Below are 21,930 nucleotides of genomic sequence, written 5' to 3' on the forward strand. Positions count from 1 at the left end.
CTGCTCGGTGCGGGGGACTCGACGGTGATCGGGTGGTTGTCCCTGAGGGCTGCCGCCCCCAGCCCCAGGATTCGGTCCTGAACGGGCCTTGTCCTCACACTCCCCCGGAGGGGATGCCCCCGGACGGGCCGCACGGCGTCAGCTCCTCGATCATGGCCGCCCGCAACCGCAACGTCGTGACCAGCCGCTGGAACGCCTCCGCCCAGTAACCCCCCGCCCCCGGTGACGCGTCCTCCGGCTCGTCCGGTACCGCCAGCAGGCCGTCGAGGCGGCTTGCCTCGGTCGGGTCGAGGCAGCGCTCGGCCAGGCCCATCACTCCGCTGAAACTCCATGGATAACTCCCCGCGTCCCGCGCGATGTCGAGCGCGTCGACCACCGCCCGCCCGAGCGGCTCGGCCCAGGGCACGGCGCAGACTCCGAGCAGCTGAAACGCCTCGGACAGGCCATGCGTCGCGATGAACCCGCCGACCCATTCGGCCCGTTCGGCGGAACTCAGCGTGCCGAGCAGCTTCGCGCGCTCGGCCAGGGACACCGCACCCGGGCCGCCGGCTTCGGGAGCCGAGGGCGACCCGAGGAGTGCCCTTGCCCACTCGCCGTCCCGCTGGCGCACCGCCGCCCGGCACCACGCCGCGTGCAGCTCGCCCTGCCAGTCGTCCGCCACCGGCAACGCCACGATCTCCTGAGGCGTACGTCCGCCCAGCCGTCCCGGCCAAGTGCCGAGCGGCGTCGCCTCCACCAACTGGCCGAACCACCACGACCGTTCACCCCGGCCGGCCGGAGCCTTGGCCACGACACCGTCGCGCTCCATACCCGCGTCGCATTCGTGCGGTGCCTCCACGGTGATCGTCGGGGCCTCGCCTGTGCGATCGAGGGCCACGCATGTCCCGGCCCGCACCGCCATCCGCGCCGCGAGTGCCGAACCCGGCAGCGCCGACAGCAACTCCGCCGCCGTCGCCCGGACATTGCGGCTCCGGTCGGCCAGCGCCTGCTCCAGGAACGGCTCGTCCTGCGGGCCCAGACCACTGCGCAGCGAGTCCAGGAACATCAGCCGGTCCTCGGCCCGCTCCGTCGCCCACGTCGTGGTCAGCAGCTCGCGGGCGGCAGCGGGCTCACGCGCGCGTATCGCGGAGAGCAACGCGACCCGCTCGGCGAACAGTCCCTCCTGCCAGAGCTGCTGGACCTCGGCGGGGTTGTCCAGGTGCGGGAGTGCCGCGCCGCCACCCGGGGTCGCGCGCAGGGCGAAGCGCCAGTCCGGGTTCAGCCGGGCGAGCCACACCGCCCGCGGGCCGGCGAACATGAGCGCCGCCGGGCGCAGGTCCGTCCGGCCCCGCGCCGCGTCCAACAGCGCGGGCAGGAGCTGCGGGGGCGGCGCGAAACCGCGGTCGTTCGCCGTCGCGAGCCACTGGGGCAGCAGCTCCATGAGGTCCGGCGCCGTGCCTCTGCGGCCGCCGCCGACGCCGGGGCGGTCGGTGAGCAGCATCCCCAGCCTTCGGGCCGCCGCCGAGGGCAGTGCGGGGCGAGGGTCCTCGGGGGCCGGCCGCGGCCGCTGCGCTGCCGGGGCCGGCCGCATCCCGGCCCGCCGTCGTACGGTCTCCACGGCCGCCGTGTCGAGCAGCGCCAGCGGTGCTTCCTGGCCCGGTGCGGAGCCGGGAGGTGTACGCCGGTCCGTGCCGAGGAGCGCCGCGGTGACGAGTTCCTCCCAGGCGCTCGGCGGCGAGTCCACGGGAACCGAGGGGCTGTTCATCAGGGTCGTTCCTCTCTGCCTTCGTGCTGGGTGCAGTGGAGTGGTGACGGGAGCCTTGGGGTCGGATGCCGCTGGGGCTGGGGCTGGGGCTGGGGCTGGGGCTGGGGCTGGGGCTGGGGCTGGGGTGGGTGGGCGGATCCGGTGCCGCTCAGCACAGCTGCACCGCCTCTCCCTGCCCCTCCGGCCAGGCCGTCAGAGGGGTGAAGCCGCGGTGGCCGCACTCGCCGAACACCTTGACCGGCGCGCCGCCCGACAGAGCGACCAGGCGCCAGAATCCCGGACGGGCACGGGCGGCCGGGGTGAGTGGCAGGGCCGAGTCCTTGTCGGCGTCGGCCAGTTGCCACGAGCCGCCGTCCGGGGTCGGTACGACCCGGTCCAAGGTCACCGGGACGGAGTCCAGCCAGGGGTCGTCACGGAGCGCCGCGCCGTAACGGGCGGTCGCCTCGGTCGTCGTCACGCCCGGCGGCCGTATTGCTGCCGGCGAGGGCGGTGCGAACTGCTCGCCCAGGGCCGCCCGCAGCTGCCCGGCACCCGGGTACGCCGACACCTCCGCCTCCAGGGCCAGCCCCACCGGCAGCGCAAGCTCCGGGGCGCGGCCGGCGGCGCCATAGGAGAGGAGCAAAGCCGTGCGGCCCGACTCGGCACCGTGCAGCCATATCCGGCGCGTCGTCAGCTTCGTGTCCGCCGTGTCGTACTGGGCGAGGACCAGCCAGCGGTCACGGACGGGCGGGCCGTCCGCCGAGCCGGGCAGGCCGATGCGGGAGCGGACCGTGTCCCCCAGGGCGTCGGGCAGCCGCTCTCGGCGCAGCCAGCCCTGGTCGAGGAGGTGGAGAAGCGCGCACTCCTCCAGCAGGCGCACCGGCCAGCCGGGGCCCGACGCCGGGATCGCACCCAGTTCCCTTACCCGCGCGGCCAGTCCGGGAGCCTGCGCGTCGACCATGCGGGCCGCTGTCTCCTCCCACATCCCGTACCCCGCCTGTTCCGCACCGGCCAGGCCTCCGCGCAGCAGGTCCGCCAGGCGCTGTTCCAGCTCCGTCACCCCTGCCGTGACGCGCACGGCCCGGCGCTCCGCACGACGCCGCGCCGCCTCCGGATCAGCGGACGCCGTCGAGGAACCGGAGGCGCCCGCCGTCCGCTTCTCGTCCGCGCGCTGCCTTCTCCCCTTTGTCCATTCCTCCGCCCAGTCCGGCGGCTGCTGCGCCGGCGGCACCGCACCTTCTCCGCCCGCCCAGAGCAGCAGCAGCCCGAGCGCGTGCTTGCACGGGAACTTCCGGCTCGGACAACTGCACTTGTACGCGGGCCCGGACGCGTCCGCGATGTCGATGACCGTCTGATACGGCTTGCTGCCACTGCCCTTGCACAGCCCCCACACCGTCCCCTCGTCGGAACTCCCCGCCTCGGACCACGGCCCTGCCGCGCCGAGTTTGCTTCCCGCTTTGCGTGATGCCGCGTCAGGTGCCAGTGCCAGCACCTGGTCCGCGGTCCAGCGCACCCCCTGCTGAGTCATGCCATCGAAGGTAGATCCCACCACTGACAATCGGCCGGGGCGAACGACCCGCGAGCGGCCCTGCGGGTGCGTTTGCGCAGGTCGGAACGCGTTGTCAGTGGCGTGGTGCAACGTGGATGCCAGATCCGAAACGGCTGAACCGGCCGAGCTGGAGGGGGACTTTGCCATGACTGTTTCCGTAGAACCGAATTCCGTCGAAGCGGGGAAGACGGAAGCGGCCGAGGTGTTGCGACCGCACGCCGAGAACGCCTTCGCCCATGAACTCGCCGCGCTGGCCGAGCAGGACGATCGCCCGCGACCGACCCGCTGGAAACTGTCGCCGTGGGCGGTGGCCACCTATCTGCTCGGCGGCACGCTGCCGGACGGCACGGTGATCACACCTAAGTACGTGGGCCCGCGCCGCATCGTCGAGGTCGCCGTCACCACGCTCGCGACGGACCGCGCCCTGCTCCTGCTCGGCGTGCCCGGCACCGCGAAGACGTGGGTCTCCGAGCATCTCGCCGCGGCGGTCAGCGGCGACTCGACGCTGCTGGTTCAGGGCACGGCGGGCACGCCGGAGGAAGCGATCCGCTACGGCTGGAACTACGCGCAACTGCTCGCGCACGGGCCGAGCCGTGACGCCCTCGTGCCCAGCCCCGTCATGCGGGCCATGGCGGAGGGGATGACTGCGCGCGTCGAGGAGCTGACCCGTATTCCGGCGGACGTGCAGGACACCCTGATCACGATCCTGTCGGAGAAGACGCTACCGATACCGGAGTTGGGGCAGGAGGTGCAGGCGGTCCGCGGCTTCAACCTCATCGCCACGGCCAACGACCGCGACCGCGGGGTCAACGACCTGTCCAGCGCTCTGCGCCGCCGTTTCAACACGGTCGTGCTGCCGCTGCCGGAGAGCGTCGAGGCCGAGGTGGACATCGTCTCCCGGCGCGTCGACCAGATCGGCCGCTCGCTCGATCTGCCGGCCGCTCCCGACGGCATCGACGAGATCCGCCGTGTCGTGACCGTCTTCCGCGAGCTGCGCGACGGGGTGACCGCCGACGGTCGCACGAAGCTGAAGTCACCGAGCGGCACGCTGTCGACGGCCGAGGCGATCTCCGTCGTCACCAACGGCCTCGCCCTGGCCGCCCACTTCGGTGACGGAGTGCTGCGCTCCGGCGATGTCGCCGCGGGCATCCTCGGCGCCGTTGTCCGCGACCCGGCGGCCGACAGGGTCGTCTGGCAGGAGTACCTGGAGGCGGTCGTGCGTGAGCGGGACGGCTGGACGGACTTCTACCGGGCGTGCCGGGAGGTGAGCGTGTGAACGAGGACGACCTTGGGTGGGGTCGCCCGAGCGGTGGGTCCAAGTCGGGCGGGTCCGTGGCGGCGTGTTAGGGGGATGGGGGTGGCCGGGGTGGCGCCAGGCGGTGGTCCGGCGGGTGGGGCGGGGAGGGTGCGGTTCTCGGCGTCGTCCGGCGGCTGTGCAGGAGACGGGGATGGTGCTGTGAGGGGTGACGAGATGCGTCGGGAGCTGAACGCGGACGGGCGGTCGGCGGGCGCGGCGGTGCTGGCGGCGGCAGTGTCGGACAGTTGGGGACCGAGGGGGACGGTGTGACTGGCGTGGACAGGTCCGGTGGCGAGGGGCGGGGTGTCTGGCCGCTGCTGCTCGGCGTGCGGCACCACGGGCCCGGGTCGGCGCGGACGGTGCGGGCGGCGCTGGACGCGGCGCAGCCCCGGGTCGTGCTGATCGAAGGGCCACCGGAGGCCGATGCCCTGATCGCGCTCGCCGGTGACGAGGACATGCGACCGCCGGTCGCCCTCCTCGCCCACGCCGTGGACGAGCCCGGCCGCTCGGCCTTCTGGCCGATGGCCGAGTTCTCCCCGGAGTGGGTCGCGATCCGCTGGGCCTTGGAGCACCAGGTGCCGGCCCGCTTCATCGACTTGCCGGCCACGCACACGTTGGCGTGGGGGAGGGATGAGGAGTCGGCGGGTGTCGATGAGGTCGGGGGGCCGACGCCCGCCGACAAGGACGGTGGGCTGGTATCGGCCGACGACCAAGCGGGCTCGGCACCCGCGCCGGCCGACCGGGGGGCCGATGAGCCTGACGGGGAGCAGGCCGACGGGAGCGGCGCCGTTCTCGTCGTCGGCCCTGGCTCCGGCGCCGACGGTACTGGCCCCGGCCCCGGCTCCAGTGCCGATGTCCGGGTCGACCCCCTCGCCGTGCTCGCCGATGCCGCTGGTTACGACGATCCCGAGCGCTGGTGGGAGGACGTCGTCGAGCACCGGGGGGTGGGAGACGGGGATGCGTTCGCGCCGTTTCTCGGGCTCGAGGAGGCCATGGGGGCGTTGCGAGAGGCGTACGGGAGCGGGGGGCATGAGCGGGACCTTGTGCGGGAGGCGTATATGCGGCTCCAAGTACGAGCAGCGCAGCGGGAGTTCGCGGACGATGTGGCCGTGGTCTGCGGGGCGTGGCATGTACCCGCGCTGCGGCAGAAGAGCACCGTGGCCGCCGACAAGGCGCTGCTGAAGGGGCTGCCCAAGGTCAAGACCGATATGACCTGGGTGCCGTGGACGAACCGGAGGTTGGCCCGGGCCAGTGGGTACGGGGCGGGGATCGACTCTCCGGGGTGGTACGGGCATCTTTTCGGCGCGCCGGACCGGCCGGTCGAGCGGTGGATGACCAAGGTGGCCGGGCTGCTCCGGGACGAGGACCAGATCGTGTCCTCGGCGCACGTCATCGAGGCCGTGCGACTGGCGGAGACGCTGGCGGCGATGCGCGGACGCCCGTTGCCGGGACTGGGCGAGATGACCGACGCGGTGCGGGCGGTGATGTGCGAGGGCTCGGACGTGCCGCTCGCGTTGGTGCGCGACCGGCTGGTCGTGGGGGATGTGCTGGGGGAGGTGCCGCGGTCGGCGCCGACGGTGCCGTTGCAGCGGGACCTCGACCGGATGCAGCGGCGGCTGCGGCTCAAACCGGAGGCGCTGGAAAGGGAGTTGGAGCTCGACCTGCGCAAGGAGAACGACGCCGAGCGCAGCAGGCTGCTCCACCGGCTGAGGCTCCTCGGTGTGGAGTGGGGCGAGCCGGTCGCGTCGCGGGGGAGTACGGGGACGTTCCGGGAGACGTGGCGGCTGCGGTGGGAGCCCGAGCTGTCCGTGCGGATCGCGGAGGCGGGGGTGTGGGGGACCACCGTGTTCGCGGCGGCCACCGCCAAGGCGGAGGCGGATGCAGTCGCCGCGCAGGGGCTCGCCGACGTCACCGCACTCGCCGAGCGCTGCCTGCTGGCCGAACTGCCGGACGCACTGCCTGTGGTGATGCGGATCCTGGCCGATCGGGCGGCTCTCGACGCCGACGTCGGCCATCTCGCCCAGGCGCTGCCCGCGCTGGTGCGGTCGCTGCGGTACGGCGATGTGCGGGGCACGGACACCAGAGCGCTCACAGAGGTCGCCGCGGGCCTCGCCGAGCGCATCTTCGTCGGCCTGCCCCCGGCCTGTGCCGCGCTGGACGCGGATGCCGCCGAGGAGATGCGGCGCCACGTGGACGTGGTGCATGGAGCGGTGGGGTTGTTGGGCGACGCGGTGGCGTCGCGGGGCGAGGGCGAGGACGCCGCGGTCGGGCCCGGTACCACTCCGGGCCACTCTGCCGCGCTGGGACACGGCGACCTGCGCAACCGTTGGCACGGTGTGCTTCGGGTCCTGTCGGTGCGGGACACCGTGCCCGGCGTCATCAGGGGGCGTGCCGTGCGGCTGCTCCTGGATGACGGGGAGTTGGTGCAGGAGGAAGCGGCGCGGCTGATGGGGCTCGCGTTGTCGCCGGGGACGCCGCCGGGGGACGCGGCCGCGTGGATCGAGGGGTTCGTGGGAGGTGGTTCCGGCGGCGGGATGCTGCTGGTCCACGACGAGCGGCTGCTCGGGCTGGTCGATACGTGGCTGACGGGGGTGTCGGCGGAGTCGTTCACGGACGTACTGCCGTTGCTGAGGCGGACGTTCTCGGCATATGAGGCCGGGGTGCGGCGAACCCTGGGTGAGCTGGTCCGGCGGGGGCCGGGAGAACGGGGGAGCAGGCAGGCCGGCGGGTCCGCCATACCCGGCTTCGGCGCCGAGCTCGATGTCGAGCGAGCGGATGCCGTGGTGCCGGTGGTGCGGTTGCTGCTGGGACTGGATCGGGCGGAAGAGGACGCCGAGGGCGACGTCGGCGCGAACAAGCTGGTGGGGGCTACGGGATGACGACTGGCGGAGTGACGGAACCGAGGGAGCGCGCCGGAGCGATGGGCGCCGTCGTGCCGCCGCACGGGTTTGCGGCGCAGGGGCGGCGCACGACTACGACCGTGCTGGTGATGCCGCTGTGGGAGCGGCCTCGTGAGGGAGCGTGCCGATGACGACCGAGGCGATGGATCCGGCCCGGGAGCGGCTGCGGCGGTGGCGCATGGTGCTGGGCGGGGACGACGCCGACGGCACCGGGTGCGCGCTCTCCGGGAAGGACGCCGCGATGGACGGGGCGCTCACCGCTCTCTACGGCAAGGGGGACAAGTCGTCGGCGGGGAGGGACCGTTCGGCGGGACTCGGGGCGTCGGTGCCGTCCGTGGCGCGGTGGCTCGGGGACATCCGGACGTACTTCCCGTCCTCCGTCGTACAGGTCATGCAGCGGGACGCCATCGACCGGCTCGGGCTGTCCACTCTGCTGCTGGAGCCGGAGATGCTGGAGGCGGTGGAGGCGGACGTGCACCTCGTCGGCACGTTGCTCTCGCTCAACAGGGCGATGCCGGAGACCACGAAGGAGACGGCACGGGCCGTCGTGCGCAAGGTCGTCGAGGACCTGGAGAAGCGACTCGCCACCCGCACGCGGGCCACCCTCACCGGCGCTCTGGACCGCAGTGCCCGCATCAACCGGCCGCGCCACCACGACATCGACTGGAACCGCACGATCGCGGCCAACCTCAAGCACTACCTCCCGGAGTACCGGACGATCGTGCCGGAGCGGCTCATCGGGTACGGGCGGGCGTCGCAGTCCGTGAAGAAGGAGGTCGTTCTCTGCATCGACCAGTCGGGGTCGATGGCGGCGTCGGTGGTGTACGCGTCGGTGTTCGGGGCCGTGCTGGCGTCCATGCGGTCCATCAACACGCGGCTCGTCGTCTTCGACACCTCCGTCGTCGACCTCACCGACCAGCTCGACGACCCCGTCGACGTCCTGTTCGGCACGCAGCTCGGTGGCGGCACGGACATCAACAGGGCGCTCGCGTACTGCCAGTCGCAGATCACCCGGCCCGCGGAGACGGTGGTCGTGCTGATCAGCGACCTTTACGAGGGCGGTATACGGGACGAGATGCTCAAGCGGGTGGCCGCGATGAAGGCCTCGGGGGTGCAGTTCGTGGCGCTGCTGGCGTTGTCGGACGAGGGGGCTCCGGCGTACGACCGGGAACACGCGGCCGCGCTCGCGGCACTGGGCGCACCGGCCTTCGCCTGCACGCCCGACCTGTTCCCGGAGGTGATGGCGGCGGCCATCGAGAAGCGACCGATACCGGTGCCGGACATGGTGTGAGGGGGACGGGAAGAGCGGGCGAGGGGAGGGGCTGAGAGGAGAGGGTGAGGAGGGGCCCGAGAACACGGCGGAGAGGGTCGAATAGCCCGGAATGGCTGGCGATTTGTCGACCTGGTGACGCCCGACTTGAGTCAGCAAAAGGGACATGAGGTGCATCGGTAGCGGAGGACTTGCGCAACATCGGGAGGACCGTGCGAGTATCGGACGCCTGTTCAGCGGTGCGCCGCGCTCCGCTCGTCCGTACCGCGCCGCATCGACTCGCTGCTCATCACGCGTACTTCGTTCCGCCGCACGGGAGGACTCCCCGTCTTGACTTGGCCGGCCACGTTGCCCGGTGCCGCTCTGCGTGTCCTGCGCACTGCGGCTCGGTGGCGTGCGCTGCAGCTGGCTCTGCTGGTGGGCGGCGTGCTCGCGATCGGGCTCCTCTGCGGAGAACGGGCGTATGCGGCCGACGGGGTTTCGGCGGGGACGGCCACCTCGTCGTCCTCGGGCTCGGCGCCCTCCGCCGTCGTCGGGGCCACGGCTTCGGCGGCGGGCTCGGCGCCCTCCGCCGTCGTCGGGGCCACGGCTTCGGCGCCGGAGGGTGAGGGGATCGGGACGTCGGCCGGGAGCGCGGTCGAGCGGTTGGTGAGCGACCTGACGGACGCGGGAGCGCGCACTGCGGCCGACCCGGCGGCGCCGGAGCCTCCGGCAAGTCCGCATCCTCAGGCGACTTCGCCGTTCTCCCCAACTTCGCAGCCGGCTGCCAGTGGTCCGGCGCCTCATGCTCCGGCTGCCGGAGCCTCCGCTTCCGGTGCCCCGGCGCCCCACGCTCCGACTCCCGGCGCACCGGCTCCTGGTGACCCCGCTCAGGGTGACCCCGCTCAGGGTGACCGGGCTCCCGGCACCCCGCCGCCCTCCGGCCAGGCTCCCGACGGCCAGGGCGGTGTCGGTAACGCCGCCGCGATCCCGCACCCGACCGACGACCAGGTCCTCCGCCCCGTGACCGGGCGTGTCATCCAGGGCGTGGGTCATCGCGTCGTCGCGCCGGTCGGGGACGTGGTCGAGTCGGTGACCGGCGGGTTGGCCGAGGTGCAGGCACAGGTGCCGCCGTCGGCGCCGCTCCCGGCACTGCCCGCGCTGCCGTCGCTGCCCGCTGTACCGACGGCGCCCGCGTCGCCGGCATGGCCGAGTTGGCCCAGCCGGCCGGGGCTGGAATACCCCGGGTTCCCGCTCCCGGAGCTTCCCGGCGACGACCTTCCCGGCTTCCCCGACGTCCCAGGCTTCCCAGGTCTCCCCGCCCTGCCCGGGCAGACGTTGCCCGGGCCCGGCGCTGAGACGGCCCACCCGGTCGCCGAGGTGCCCGCGGCCGTTGGCGGACCGGGCGACAAGGGGCGTACCGGCAGGGAAGCGGTCGTCGTCGACTACGGCCCCCGGTTCGTCGCTGATGTCGCCGCGTCCCATGCCTCGACGTCCGGCGGTGCGCGCACGACCGCGCCTTCCCGTTACGCCCCCGTTCCTCAGGCGCCGGTCGATCACCCGGGTGGTGTGCTGGGGAACCGTTCGGCGGGGGACAACAACTCGTCGCGGCACGGGGACGCGCACGCCGTCTCGTTGAACGGGCGGGCGCCGCTGCGGTTGGTGCCCGGCGCTGCCGCCCGCGTCGAGGCGGACGAGATCCAGGACAGGCACCGGGACATTCCGGTTTCCCCCGCTTAGGACAGTAGGCCGGCCTTCCCCGCCCTTGACGGAAGCCGCCGGAGCCGTAGCCGGTACCGCTGGTCCTCAACTTCCCGGATCAGCGACCGGAGCCGGCCGGTGCCGCAATGTCCCCAAACCGTCCGAAGCCCCGGAGTTCCTCGGCTCTCCGATCCTCCCGGGCCTTCGGAGCCCAAGATCTAGGGATCCGACGCACGTATGAACAAGAACATTCGCCGTTCGATCGTCATAGCCGCCGGTGTCACCGGTGCGTGGGCGCTCGGTTCGGCCGCCGCCAGCGCGGACGAGCTGCACGCCCCCACTCTCTCCGTACCGGACACGACCACCGACGCGACTGAGGCCGCAGACAGCGCCGGCGCCCCCGGGCTGCTCGGTGCGGTCACCGACACAGTCGACGGTGTCGTCTCCGACGTGACGAACACCGTCACCGACGGCGCCACCGGCACGGTCACCGAGACCGCCAGGACCGCGCCCGCGAACACGGGCGGCGCCGAGCAGGCGCGCCGTCACGTCGACGCCGACGTCTCGGCCCCGGCGGCCGCCCAGGAAACCAGGGTCACCACCGCCACGAAGGCCAAGGCACGGAGCGCCGCCGAGGTCATCCACGGCGCCAAGGCCGCCCGCGCGGACAAGGCGGCAGCGCAGGATGCCGCGCAGGCCGAGGCACACGTCTCCGCGAGCGCCGCCGCTGCCGTCACCGACGTCAGGAACGCATCCCAGGGCGCCCCGCAGCTCCCCGGCACGCCCGACGCCCCCGGCACCATCGACTACCTCTTCGGCCCCCTCGCCGCCTTCGCCCCCGAGCTGGAGCAGGCCCTCGCCGCCACCCAGACGAAGCTGAGGGGCACGCAAGGCGTAGCCCAGGCCACCGCAACCGAGGTCCAGCGCAGGGCCAAGGGGACGACGACGGCCGCGCAGGCCACCGCCACCGGCAAGGCCACCGTCGTCAAGGGGGCCGCCGAGGCCTCCGTCGCCGCCGTGCCGGGCCACGTCACCGGGACGGTCGGCGGCACGGTCGGCGGTGTCGAGCAGCGGGTCGTCGGCACGGTCAGCGCCGTCCCCGGCACGGTCACCCCGGTCGTCGCGCAGACCGCCGACGCGGTCGTCCCGCCGATCGCGACCCAGGCCGTGAACGGCGTACTGCCCGTCGCCGGTCAGGCGGTCGAGGGCGTCGTCCCGACCGCCGAGCACGCCGTCTCCGGCGTCGTCCCCGCCGCCACGCACACCGTGGCCGGGGTGACGCCGGTCGCCACGAACGCGGTGGACAGCGTCCAGTCGGTGGCCGGCGGTGCGGTGACAGGCGTGCGGCCGGTCGTCGGGCAGGCGGTGGACGGCACCGTCCCGGTCGCCCACGGCGCCGTGGCCGGGGTCGACCGGACCGCCGGGCACACGGTCGACGCCGCGACGGCGCTGGCGTACGGCGTCGTCGCCGACGTGCGGCCCGTGGCCGGGCAGGCCGTCGCGGGCGTCCAGCCGGTTGCCGCCGATGCCGTCCAGGGGGTCCATCCGGTCGTCGGCGGGGTCGTCCAGGGCGTGCAGCCGACGGCCCACGGCGCGCTCGGAGACGTCCAGCACCTCGCCCACGGCACGGTCGGCGACGTCCGGCCCATCGCCTCCGGCGCAGTCGCCGACGTGCAGCCGGTCGTGCGGGGTGCCGCCACGGACGTACCCCCGTACGCCACCGGTCTCGTCGGCCAGGTCACCACGGACGTCACCGGTGCGGTCCTGCCGCCCGTCGCCGACACCGCCGTGCACGGTGTCGTGCCGGTCGCGGGGCAGGCCGTCGCGGATGCGGGCGGGCTGGCGTACGGCGTGGTCGGAGAGGTCCGGCCGTTCGCGGGCGGTGTCGTCGGCGGGGTCGACCCGCTCGTGCACGGCGTCGCCGGGCAGGCCGTGCCCCTCGCCGAGGGCGTCACGCAGGAGGTGCCGCCGTTCGCGTACGGCGTCACCGGTGCCGTGCGGCCCGTCGTCGACACGGTCGTGGACACCGTCCAGCCGGTCGTGCGGGGCGTCGGCGGCAGCGCCACGACGCTGGCGTACGGCGTGGTCGGCGACGTCCACCCCTTCGCGGGCGGTGTCGTCGGCGAGGTAGACCCCTTCGTGCACGGCGTCGCCGGGCAGGCCGTGCCATTCGCCGAGGACCTGACCGGCACGGTCCGCGACTCGGCGGGCCCGCTGGCCGGCAACGCCGGCGCCGGCGTGCAGCAGGTCGGCCGGTCGGTCACGCCGGAATACGCGCAGGACCTCCAGCGCGATCTCCGGAACGAGGCCCGGCACGACCTCCCCCAGGGCGGCGCGTACCGCATCTGACGCATCGCTCCCCACCGACTCCGCGGGGCAGACGGCCCGGCCGGCCGAAAGCCGTCGGCTGTGCCGACCGGAACCCCGCGGACGGGCCGGGTGATCCCCATTGGGGTGGGGATCACCCGCCCAGAGCCCACAGGGGCGGCCCATACGTGCCCCTACGGGCTAATCATGGGACCTCACCGGGTCAACCCCAACCCGGTGAGGTCCTTCCGTCCGCCGCCCGTGCTCCTCACAGTCGGCACGCCGTGCCAGTGATCCCCGCTGATCACGGCATCATGTGACAGGTATCACCGCTCAGGTGTGACCCTCGATTTAGGGGCCTCCTGCAAGCAGAGATAACCTGCGAGACGGACATGCCGCGCGCTCGGACACCGTGTGCGCCTCCCTTGTGACAGCGGACGTCACGTTGCCCTTCGCGGCACGCCCACGCATCCAACGAACCGCGAGATCACTGATAGGGACGGAAGCGCGTGGACCTGTTCGAGTACCAGGCGAGGGACCTCTTCGCCAAGCACGATGTACCGGTGCTGGCCGGTGAAGTCATCGACACGCCTGAGGCGGCCCGCGCAGCCACCGAGCGTCTCGGTGGCAAGTCCGTCGTCAAGGCCCAGGTGAAGGTCGGCGGCCGTGGCAAGGCCGGTGGCGTCAAGCTCGCCGCGAACGCGGACGAGGCCGTCGCCCGCGCGACGGACATCCTCGGCATGGACATCAAGGGCCACACGGTCCACAAGGTGATGATCGCCGAGACGGCCCCGGAGATCCTGGAGGAGTACTACGTCTCCTTCCTCCTCGACCGTGCCAACCGCACCTTCCTCTCCATCGCCTCCGTCGAGGGCGGCATGGAGATCGAGGAGGTGGCGGCCACCCGCCCGGAGGCCGTCGCCAAGATTGCCATCGACGCCATCGACGGCGTGGACGAGGCCAAGGCCCGCGAGATCGTCGAGGCCGCCAAGTTCCCGGCCGAGGTCGCGGACAAGGTCGTCAACGTCCTGATCACGCTGTGGGACACCTTCATCAAGTCGGACGCCCTCCTCGTCGAGGTCAACCCGCTCGCGAAGGTCGCCTCCGGTGAGGTCATCGCCCTCGACGGCAAGGTGTCGCTCGACGAGAACGCCGAGTTCCGCCACCCCGAGTACGAGGAGCTCCACGACAAGGACGCGGCCAACCCGCTCGAGGCCGCTGCCAAGGAGAAGAACCTCAACTACGTCAAGCTCGACGGTGAGGTCGGCATCATCGGCAACGGCGCGGGTCTCGTCATGAGCACCCTGGACGTCGTCGCGTACGCCGGTGAGAACCACGGCAACGTCAAGCCGGCCAACTTCCTGGACATCGGCGGTGGCGCCTCCGCCCAGGTCATGGCCAACGGTCTTGAGATCATCCTCGGCGACCCGGACGTCAAGTCCGTCTTCGTCAACGTCTTCGGTGGCATCACCGCCTGTGACGAGGTCGCCAACGGCATCGTCCAGGCCCTGAAGCTCCTCGAGGACCGCGGCGAGAACGTCTCGAAGCCGCTCGTCGTCCGTCTCGACGGCAACAACGCCGAGCTCGGCCGGCAGATCCTCACCGACGCCAACCACCCGCTGGTCCAGCGCGTCGACACCATGGACGGCGCGGCCGACAAGGCCGCCGAACTGGCTCACGCCGCCAAGTAAGCACTCAGGACGAGGACACAACACACCATGGCTATCTGGCTCAACAAGGACAGCAAGGTCATCGTCCAGGGCATGACCGGCGCCACGGGCATGAAGCACACCAAGCTCATGCTCGGTGACGGCACCGAGGTCGTGGGCGGCGTGAACCCGCGCAAGGCGGGTCAGAGCGTGGACTTCGACGGCACCGAGGTACCGGTCTTCGGCACCGTCAAGGAGGCCATCGAGAAGACCGGCGCCAACGTCTCCGTCATCTTCGTGCCGGAGAAGTTCACCAAGGACGCGGTCGTCGAGGCCATCGACGCCGAGATCCCCCTGGCCGTCGTGATCACCGAGGGCATCGCGGTGCACGACTCCGCGAACTTCTGGGCGTACGCGGGCAAGAAGGGCAACAAGACCCGCATCATCGGCCCGAACTGCCCCGGCATCATCACCCCGGGTCAGTCGAACGTCGGCATCATCCCGGGCGACATCACCAAGCCGGGCCGTATCGGCCTGGTCTCGAAGTCCGGCACGCTGACGTACCAGATGATGTACGAGCTGCGTGACATCGGCTTCTCGACCGCCGTCGGCATCGGTGGCGACCCGATCATCGGCACCACGCACATCGACGCGCTCGCCGCGTTCGAAGCCGACGCCGACACCGACCTGATCGTCATGATCGGTGAGATCGGCGGCGACGCCGAGGAGCGGGCCGCGGACTTCATCGCGAAGAACGTGACCAAGCCGGTCGTCGGCTACGTCGCGGGCTTCACCGCGCCCGAGGGCAAGACCATGGGCCACGCCGGCGCCATCGTCTCCGGTTCGTCCGGCACCGCCCAGGCGAAGAAGGAGGCCCTGGAGGCCGCGGGCGTCAAGGTCGGCAAGACGCCGACCGAGACGGCGAAGCTGGCTCGCGAGATCCTCGGCGGCTGACCTTCACCGGCGCCAAGCGCACCATCCGGTGGGCCCGTTCCCTGCGTGGGGGCGGGCCCACCGGCGTTTTCGCAGCTCACTCTGCCTGCGGCGCGAGTCTCTCCGGGCCGTGCTGCATCTGTGCCCGCAGCTTCGCGCGCAGCTTCTGCTCCTTCTCCGACAGCGGACCCGGGGCCACTCGCGGCGGTACGCCGAGCACCGTCTCCCCCGGCGGCACAGGTGGCTCGTACCGGGTCGGGGCCGTGCGCAGGGTCAGGGCCGTCGTGCCGATCAGGGCCACGGTGAAGGCGATCGCGGCGCGGGTCCAGAAGCGGGCCCGGCGCTCACTGCCGTCGCGTACCACCGCCGGTTTGGCCGCTCGCAGGCGCTCCGTGGAGGCCAGATCCTCCAGGCGGTAGTGGAGTTCGGTGGGGTCGGACAGGTCCGGGATGCGGGCGGCGACCGCGGCGCGGGCGTTGAGGAGACGGTTCGCGGTCGCCGGTGTGGTGGCCTCCGTCTCCGCCGCCGTCTCGGGCAGGTCGAGGCCGACGCCGTCGTACAGGAGCAGCGTGCGGCGCTGGGGCGGGGTGAGTTCGAGGAGTACGTTCAGCAGGGCGCGGTCGGACGCGTTCGACGGTGGGGGTTCGGGGTGCCGGTAGCGCGGGCGGAACCGGTGCCAGGGGGAGAGGGCGAAGTCGTACGCCGTCGCCCGCACCCAGCCCGCCGGGTCCGGGTCGCAGGCCACCTCGGGCCAGCGCTGCCAGGCGAGTTCGAAGGCCCGCTCGACCGACTCGCGCGCGAGTTCGCGGCGCCCGGTGAGCAGGTAGGTCTGCCGCACCAGGGCCGGGGCGCAGAAGGCGTAGAGCGCGTCGAACGCCTGGGCGGGGGAGAGGGGGCGTTCGGCCCGGGCTTCGGGGGGCGGCGCAGCCTCGGTGGGATCTGCTGCCGGTACGGCAGTCCGTACGGCTTTGTCCGCGCGTGCGCGGGCACTCTGACCTACCGTCATGGCGCGCCCTCCCATGGCGTGCTGAGCCTCTGTCTCCTCCGGTGACTTCTCCGCCGACTTCTCCGCAAGCGAGCGGAGCAGGTGCGCGTACGCGTCCCTCCTCCGGCCGCGGGGTGTCGTACGGCCGCTCTCCCAGGCGCGTACTGTCTCGCGGCTGACGCCCACCCGTTCCGCGACCTGAGCCTGCGTCAATGAAGCGGCCTCGCGCAGGCGTCGGCGTTCCTTGGGCGGGGGAAGCGGGGATGCGGGGGGCTGCGTCACAGTACGCCCCTTCGTGCGAAAAAGTACATAAACGTATATTGAGCGACACTTCGGAGGTTCGCCTGTTACGACGGGAAAGCGCGTGTCGTTGGGAGCATGGCGGGCGTGATCGAGATGTCTGCTCGTCGAACGCCCCTGTCGTCCCTGCTCACTCGGCTTCGGTACCGCACCCCCGGACTCGGCGCGAGCCTTCTGGGCGGCGCGGTCGCGGCGGGTCTTGGGCTCGGTGTGATCGCCGTGGTGGTGATGGTGCTGTGGGTCAGTTCGCCGTACCCGGACAAGGGACCGGGAGGTGCGTTGCAGGTCGCCGCCGTCCTGTGGCTGCTTGCGCACGGTGCCGAACTGGTCCGCACCGACACCCTCTCCGGTCTCCCCGCGCCGGTGGGCGTCACGCCGTTGCTGATGCTCATGCTGCCGGTGTGGCTGGTGTACCGGGCGGCGCGGGACGCGGCGGCGGACGGCGGTGACGGGGCGCCGCTCGTGTCGGGCCGTACGGCGTGGGCGGGGGTCGTGCTCGGGTACCTCGGGGTCGGGGTGGGGGCCGCGGTGTACGCGGCGGGCGGTGAGCTGCGGCCCTCGTGGTGGTGGACCGGGGTGTGTGTGCCCCTTCTCGCGATGGGAGCGGCGGGGGTCGGCGTGTGGACGGCGTGCGAACGGCGGCCCGAGGCGGCCCACGGTGTGCTGGGCGTGATGCCGACGCGGGTACGGCGGCTGGTTCCCGAGGCGGAGGCGCCCGCCCGTCTCGGTGCGGCGGCCCGGGCGGCCGGAGCCGGCGCGGCGGCGCTCGTCGCGGGTGGGGCGTTGCTGGTGGCCGGGTCGCTGGTGTGGCACGGCGCGGCGGCGCGAGGGTCGTTCCTGCAGCTGACGGAAGGGTGGTCGGGGCGGTTCGCGGTGCTGTTGCTGTGCGTGGCGCTCGTGCCGAACGCGGCGGTGTGGGCGGCGGCGTATGCCCTCGGGCCGGGGTTCGTGCTCGGGGCGGGCCATGCGGTGGGGCCGCTGTCCTCGGCGCCGGCGCCCTTGCTGCCGCCGCTTCCGCTGCTGGCGGCGGTGCCGGACCCGGGCGTCGGGGGGCCGGCGCAGTGGGGGGTCGCGGTGGTGCCGGTTGCGGCGGGCGTGGTCGTGGGGTGGTTTGCGGCGGGGTGGGGCGGCGGGTTCGGGGCTCGGTCCGAGGGCGGGCAGGCGTCGGCCGTGGCCTGGGCGCCCGGGCGGACCGCCGGGGTTGCCCTGCTGGCCGCCGTGTTCTGCAGCGTCCTGGTCGCCGAGCTGGCCGCGCTGTCGGGTGGGCCGCTGGGGAGAGGGGCGCTCGCGGAGTTCGGGCCGGTGTGGTGGCAGGTGGGGGCGGCGGTGTTGGGGTGGGTCTCGGTGGTGGCGGTTCCGGTGGCTGTGGTGGTGCGGGGGTGGCGCTGCCACAGGGGGCGGCGGGCGGGGCTGCTTGGTGAGACCGAGGGGGCTCGGATCGGGCGGCCTCGGGTGGAGGCGGCGGGGGAGGCGGCCGGGCGGGCGGCCTTCGTGCAGGAAGGGCCGTTCACTGCGTTGGTGCAGGACCAGGAGGGTCGGGGGGTTGTTTCTGACGAGGACGGGGCTTACGGGCGTGAGGGGGAAGGGGTGCCGTACGGGGCGTATGACCATGACACGACGTTCGAGCCGGACGACTTTTCGCCGGCGGAGGTGCCGGTTGCGGGGGTGGCGGAGCGTGAGCCTGCACCTGAGCCTGAGCTGGAGTCGGCGCCCTCGCCGTGGGGTGATGATGACTCGCGTGAGGCGCGTTGGGCGGCGATGAAGGATGCGTCGGATCCGCCGGAGGGACGGGCTTCGCCGTGACGGAGCGGATCTCGCCCCCGCCGCCCTTGAAGGGGCGACGCCCCTTCCACCCCGGCCCCTGGGGGCTGCCGCCCCCAGACCCCCGCTTCGGCCTGAACGGCCTCGTCCTCAAACGCTGGACCGGCTGAGATACCTGGGCCGGCACCGAGAAGCACACCGCCACGCGTGGGTCGCCCCGAGCGGCTGGGTGGGGAGTGCCGTCGGCGGGGAGCGCGCCCGCGCTCCTCAGTCCCCCGTTCCCAGAACCCCCCGCAGCTCCTCCGGCAAATGCTCGTTGCACGCCTTCTTCGCCGCGGTCGTCAGGGCGTCGTTCGTGCAGGTGTAGTAGTCGCTGTAGACCATCTGGGCCGTGAAGCCGGCGGCGACCACTGCGATGGCGAGGGAGGCTGTGACCAGGCCGCTCACCGCTGCTGTGGTCTGGGGGCGGCCGGTGGGGCGCGGGGTGGCCGGGGTGTTCGGGTCGGGGGTGCGGGGCTTGGCCCGGAGGCTGGTGATGCCCCAGTAGAGGGCCAGGGCGCCCAGGAGCAGGGCCACGTACGGCCAGCTGAAGAGGGCGAAGAAGAAGGCCCACATACCGGACAGCAGCGCGAAGCGGGCGCGGCGCTGGACGGGGTCGGTCGGGTCCCAGCGCGGGCCGGAGCCGGTGCCCGGGCCGCCGGGGCCGTCCTGGCCGCGTCGGGATTTGTCGCCGAAGCCGTCTGGGGAGCGGCCGGGCTGGCGGTCGCTCCACTGGTTGCCCCACGGCGAGCGGCCTCTGCCCTCGTCGGAGTCCTGCGAGCCGTCCTCCCCCGATGGGCGGCGGCGCGGCTGCCACGGGCGGTCCGGGGTGCCCTCCGGCGGCGGTGCGAAGGGGTTGTCGTCCTGTCCCTGGCCGCTGCCCCGCTCGTCGCCGTTCTGTCCGCCCGAGGGCGCGTCGGGCGGTGAGGTGGGGCGCTCCCGCAGCAGCACGCCGCTGTGCTCCCCTCCCTGCACCGGGTGCGGGGGGAACGTGAGGAGTCGCAGACTGCGGTCCGGCATCAAGTGAGCGTCTTCCCCTAGGTGATAAGGCTGGCTGTTCTGAGCTGTCACACAAAGAACGCACCACACGACGACCGCGTTCCCGAGCCCGCTCGCCCCAGACGCTACCTTCCGGCCACGCCCCCGTCCCGTGGGGGCCTTCCGGTGTGCCGGTATCGTTGCTGACGGTCGGCTGCTTCGTAGACTTCCCCGTATCCAGGGGCGCGATGCATTCGTATGAACGCACAGATGTGAGACGTACGGACGCGAACCTACATGCCGTCGGCCGCATGAAGAACGCACCCCCGAGAAAGGGCCCCGCCGTGGCCGCCAAGCCCGTGGCCAAGCGCCTCGTCGTGCTGGTCTCCGGATCCGGCACCAATCTGCAGGCGCTGCTCGACGAGATCGCCGCCGTCGGTTCCGAGGCGTACGGCGCCGAGATCGTGGCCGTCGGCGCCGACCGCGAGAACATCGAGGGGCTCGCTCGGGCCGAGCGCGCGGGACTGCCCACCTTCGTGCGGAAGGTCAAGGAGCACGGCAGCCGGGAGGAGTGGGACGCGGCGCTCGCCGAGGCCGTATCCGCCTACGAGCCCGACCTCGTCGTCTCCGCCGGGTTCATGAAGATCGTGGGGAAGGAGTTCCTCGCGCGCTTCGGCGGGCGGTTCGTCAACACCCACCCCGCGCTCCTGCCCAGTTTTCCCGGCGCCCACGGCGTCCGCGACGCACTCGCGTACGGCGCCAGGGTCACCGGCTGCACCGTCCACTTCGTCGACGACGGCGTCGACACCGGGCCGATCATCGCGCAGGGCGTGGTCGAGATCCGGGACGAGGACGACGAGAGCGCTCTGCACGAGCGCATCAAGGAAGTCGAGCGAAGGCTGCTCGTCGAGGTCGTGGGGCGGCTCGCCCGCAACGGCTATCGCATTGAGGGACGAAAGGTAGTTATCCAGTGACCGCCGAGAGCAACAAGCGGGCCATTCGACGGGCGCTCGTCAGCGTCTACGACAAGACCGGTCTGGAAGACCTCGCGCGCGGCCTGCACGAGGCGGGCGTCGAGCTCGTCTCCACCGGCTCCACGGCCGCCAAGATCGCCGCGGCCGGTGTCCCGGTCACCAAGGTCGAGGAACTCACCGGCTTCCCCGAGTGCCTGGACGGCCGCGTCAAGACGCTGCACCCGCGCGTGCACGCGGGCATCCTCGCCGACCTGCGCCTGGACAGCCACCGCGAGCAGCTCGCCGAGCTGGGCGTCGAGCCGTTCGACCTGGTCGTCGTCAACCTCTACCCGTTCCGCGAGACCGTCGCCTCCGGCGCCACCCCCGACGAGTGCGTCGAGCAGATCGACATCGGCGGTCCGTCGATGGTCCGCGCCGCCGCCAAGAACCACCCGTCGGTCGCGGTCGTCACCAGCCCGGACCGCTACGCCGACGTCCTCGCGGCCGTCCGCGACGGTGGCTTCGACCTCACCACCCGCAAGCGGCTCGCGGCCGAGGCCTTCCAGCACACGGCGGCGTACGACGTCGCGGTGGCGAGCTGGTTCGCCTCCTCCTACGCCCCCGTCGACGAGTCGCGGTTCCCCGACTTCCTCGGCGCCACCTGGGAGCGCGAGAACACCCTCCGCTACGGCGAGAACCCGCACCAGCCGGCCGCCCTGTACGTGGACGGCGCGGGCGCCGGTCTGGCCAAGGCCGAGCAGCTCCACGGCAAGGAGATGTCGTACAACAACTACACGGACACGGACGCCGCCCGCCGTGCCGCGTACGACCACGCCGAGCCCTGCGTCGCGATCATCAAGCACGCCAACCCCTGCGGCATCGCGGTCGGTGCGGACGTCGCCGAGGCGCACCGCAAGGCCCACGCCTGTGACCCGCTGTCGGCGTTCGGCGGCGTGATCGCGGTCAACCGCCCGGTCAGCAAGGAGATGGCGGAGCAGGTCGCCGAGATCTTCACCGAGGTCATCGTCGCGCCGGACTACGAGGACGGCGCCCTCGAAGCCCTCGCCAAGAAGAAGAACATCCGCGTGCTGCGCTGCCCCGAGGGCCCCGGCAACCCCGTCGAGATCAAGCCCATCGACGGCGGCGCCCTCCTCCAGGTCACCGACCGCCTCCAGGCCGAAGGCGACGACCCGGCCAACTGGACGCTGGCGACGGGTGATGCGCTCAGCCCCGAGGAGCTCTCGGAGCTCGCCTTCGCCTGGAAGGCGTGCCGGGCCGTGAAGTCCAACGCGATCCTGCTCGCCAAGGACGGCGCCTCGGTCGGCGTCGGCATGGGCCAGGTCAACCGCGTCGACTCCGCGAAGCTGGCCGTCGAGCGGGCCGGTGCCGAGCGCGCGCAGGGGGCGTACGCCGCGTCCGACGCGTTCTTCCCCTTCCCCGACGGCCTGGAGATCCTGACCGAGGCTGGCGTGAAGGCCGTGGTCCAGCCCGGCGGTTCCGTCCGTGACGAGCTCGTCGTCGAGGCCGCTCAGAAGGCCGGCATCACGATGTACTTCACGGGGACGCGGCACTTCTTCCACTGAGCCGGCAGGGGTGAGGGGCGGGC

The 21,930-nt window shown here is 72.7% G+C and carries 16 protein-coding genes; 11 read left to right on the plus strand and 5 right to left on the minus strand.

Annotated features, from left to right (window positions below; all coding sequences use genetic code 11):
* Positions 1 to 94: 94 nt before the first annotated feature.
* Positions 95 to 1,744 carry a DUF5691 domain-containing protein gene (locus tag ACWGDB_RS40105; RefSeq protein ID WP_453826993.1) on the minus strand — a complete coding sequence of 550 codons (1,650 nt, stop codon included), beginning with the start codon at positions 1,742 to 1,744 and terminating at the stop codon, positions 95 to 97.
* A 148-nt stretch (positions 1,745 to 1,892) separates the two neighbouring features.
* Positions 1,893 to 3,251, minus strand: coding sequence for an SWIM zinc finger family protein (locus ACWGDB_RS40110; RefSeq protein WP_453826994.1), 1,359 nt, complete (start codon positions 3,249 to 3,251; stop codon positions 1,893 to 1,895).
* Positions 3,252 to 3,417: 166 nt separating this feature from the next.
* Between ACWGDB_RS40110 and ACWGDB_RS40115 the strand changes: the two genes are divergently transcribed.
* From ACWGDB_RS40115 to ACWGDB_RS40125, 3 genes are all read left to right on the plus strand, one after another.
* Entirely contained in the window at positions 3,418 to 4,548 is a 1,131-nt protein-coding gene (locus ACWGDB_RS40115) for an ATP-binding protein (RefSeq protein ID WP_453826995.1), read from the plus strand.
* Between the two features lie 287 nt (positions 4,549 to 4,835).
* Positions 4,836 to 7,448 carry a DUF5682 family protein gene (locus tag ACWGDB_RS40120; RefSeq protein WP_453826996.1) on the plus strand — a complete coding sequence of 871 codons (2,613 nt, stop codon included), beginning with the start codon at positions 4,836 to 4,838 and terminating at the stop codon, positions 7,446 to 7,448.
* 148 nt (positions 7,449 to 7,596) lie between these two features.
* Positions 7,597 to 8,760 (plus strand): VWA domain-containing protein, encoded by a 1,164-nt coding sequence (locus ACWGDB_RS40125; RefSeq protein WP_453826997.1) that lies wholly within the window; start codon positions 7,597 to 7,599, stop codon positions 8,758 to 8,760.
* Between the two features lie 212 nt (positions 8,761 to 8,972).
* Here ACWGDB_RS40125 and ACWGDB_RS40130 read toward each other — a convergent pair whose 3' ends face one another.
* Positions 8,973 to 9,419 carry a hypothetical protein gene (locus ACWGDB_RS40130; RefSeq protein WP_453826998.1) on the minus strand — a complete coding sequence of 149 codons (447 nt, stop codon included), beginning with the start codon at positions 9,417 to 9,419 and terminating at the stop codon, positions 8,973 to 8,975.
* A gap of 322 nt (positions 9,420 to 9,741) precedes the next feature.
* On the opposite strand from ACWGDB_RS40130, the gene ACWGDB_RS40135 reads away from it, so the two are divergent.
* The 4 genes from ACWGDB_RS40135 to sucD all read left to right on the plus strand — a co-directional run bounded on the left by ACWGDB_RS40135 (position 9,742) and on the right by sucD (position 15,329).
* Positions 9,742 to 10,458, plus strand: coding sequence for a hypothetical protein (locus ACWGDB_RS40135; RefSeq protein WP_453826999.1), 717 nt, complete (start codon positions 9,742 to 9,744; stop codon positions 10,456 to 10,458).
* A 198-nt stretch (positions 10,459 to 10,656) separates the two neighbouring features.
* A complete protein-coding gene (locus ACWGDB_RS40140) occupies positions 10,657 to 12,768 on the plus strand; it encodes a hypothetical protein (protein ID WP_453827000.1) in 2,112 nt (703 codons plus the stop codon).
* 467 nt (positions 12,769 to 13,235) lie between these two features.
* Positions 13,236 to 14,417, plus strand: a complete 1,182-nt coding sequence (gene sucC, locus ACWGDB_RS40145) for an ADP-forming succinate--CoA ligase subunit beta (RefSeq protein WP_383611816.1) — start codon at positions 13,236 to 13,238, stop codon at positions 14,415 to 14,417.
* Positions 14,418 to 14,444: 27 nt separating this feature from the next.
* A complete protein-coding gene (gene sucD / locus ACWGDB_RS40150) occupies positions 14,445 to 15,329 on the plus strand; it encodes a succinate--CoA ligase subunit alpha (protein ID WP_427840314.1) in 885 nt (294 codons plus the stop codon).
* Positions 15,330 to 15,405: 76 nt separating this feature from the next.
* On the opposite strand, the gene ACWGDB_RS40155 is transcribed toward sucD, so the two are convergent.
* Positions 15,406 to 16,575 carry a helix-turn-helix domain-containing protein gene (locus tag ACWGDB_RS40155; protein WP_453827001.1) on the minus strand — a complete coding sequence of 390 codons (1,170 nt, stop codon included), beginning with the start codon at positions 16,573 to 16,575 and terminating at the stop codon, positions 15,406 to 15,408.
* A gap of 96 nt (positions 16,576 to 16,671) precedes the next feature.
* Between ACWGDB_RS40155 and ACWGDB_RS40160 the strand changes: the two genes are divergently transcribed.
* Together ACWGDB_RS40160 and ACWGDB_RS40165 are read left to right on the plus strand one after the other, a co-directional pair.
* Positions 16,672 to 18,396, plus strand: coding sequence for a cell division protein PerM (locus tag ACWGDB_RS40160; RefSeq protein WP_453827002.1), 1,725 nt, complete (start codon positions 16,672 to 16,674; stop codon positions 18,394 to 18,396).
* Positions 18,393 to 18,524: a hypothetical protein gene (locus ACWGDB_RS40165; protein ID WP_453827003.1), complete on the plus strand. Its 132-nt coding sequence runs from the start codon at positions 18,393 to 18,395 to the stop codon at positions 18,522 to 18,524. The genes ACWGDB_RS40160 and ACWGDB_RS40165 overlap by 4 nt, the downstream gene beginning before the upstream one ends.
* Positions 18,525 to 18,621: 97 nt before the next feature.
* Here the strand turns inward: ACWGDB_RS40165 and ACWGDB_RS40170 are convergent, their stop codons facing one another.
* Entirely contained in the window at positions 18,622 to 19,413 is a 792-nt protein-coding gene (locus tag ACWGDB_RS40170; protein WP_453827004.1) for a hypothetical protein, read from the minus strand.
* A 146-nt stretch (positions 19,414 to 19,559) separates the two neighbouring features.
* Here ACWGDB_RS40170 and purN point away from each other — a divergent pair, with 146 nt between their 5' ends.
* Both purN and purH read left to right on the plus strand, forming a co-directional pair.
* Entirely contained in the window at positions 19,560 to 20,345 is a 786-nt protein-coding gene (purN, locus tag ACWGDB_RS40175) for a phosphoribosylglycinamide formyltransferase (protein WP_453827005.1), read from the plus strand.
* The gene (gene purH / locus ACWGDB_RS40180) at positions 20,342 to 21,907 is read left to right on the plus strand and encodes a bifunctional phosphoribosylaminoimidazolecarboxamide formyltransferase/IMP cyclohydrolase (protein ID WP_453827006.1); all 1,566 of its coding nucleotides are present in this window, start codon (positions 20,342 to 20,344) and stop codon (positions 21,905 to 21,907) included. The genes purN and purH overlap by 4 nt, the downstream gene beginning before the upstream one ends.
* The last annotated feature ends 23 nt before the right edge of the window (positions 21,908 to 21,930 follow it).

It is taken from the genome of Streptomyces sp. NPDC055013 (genome assembly GCF_053608645.1).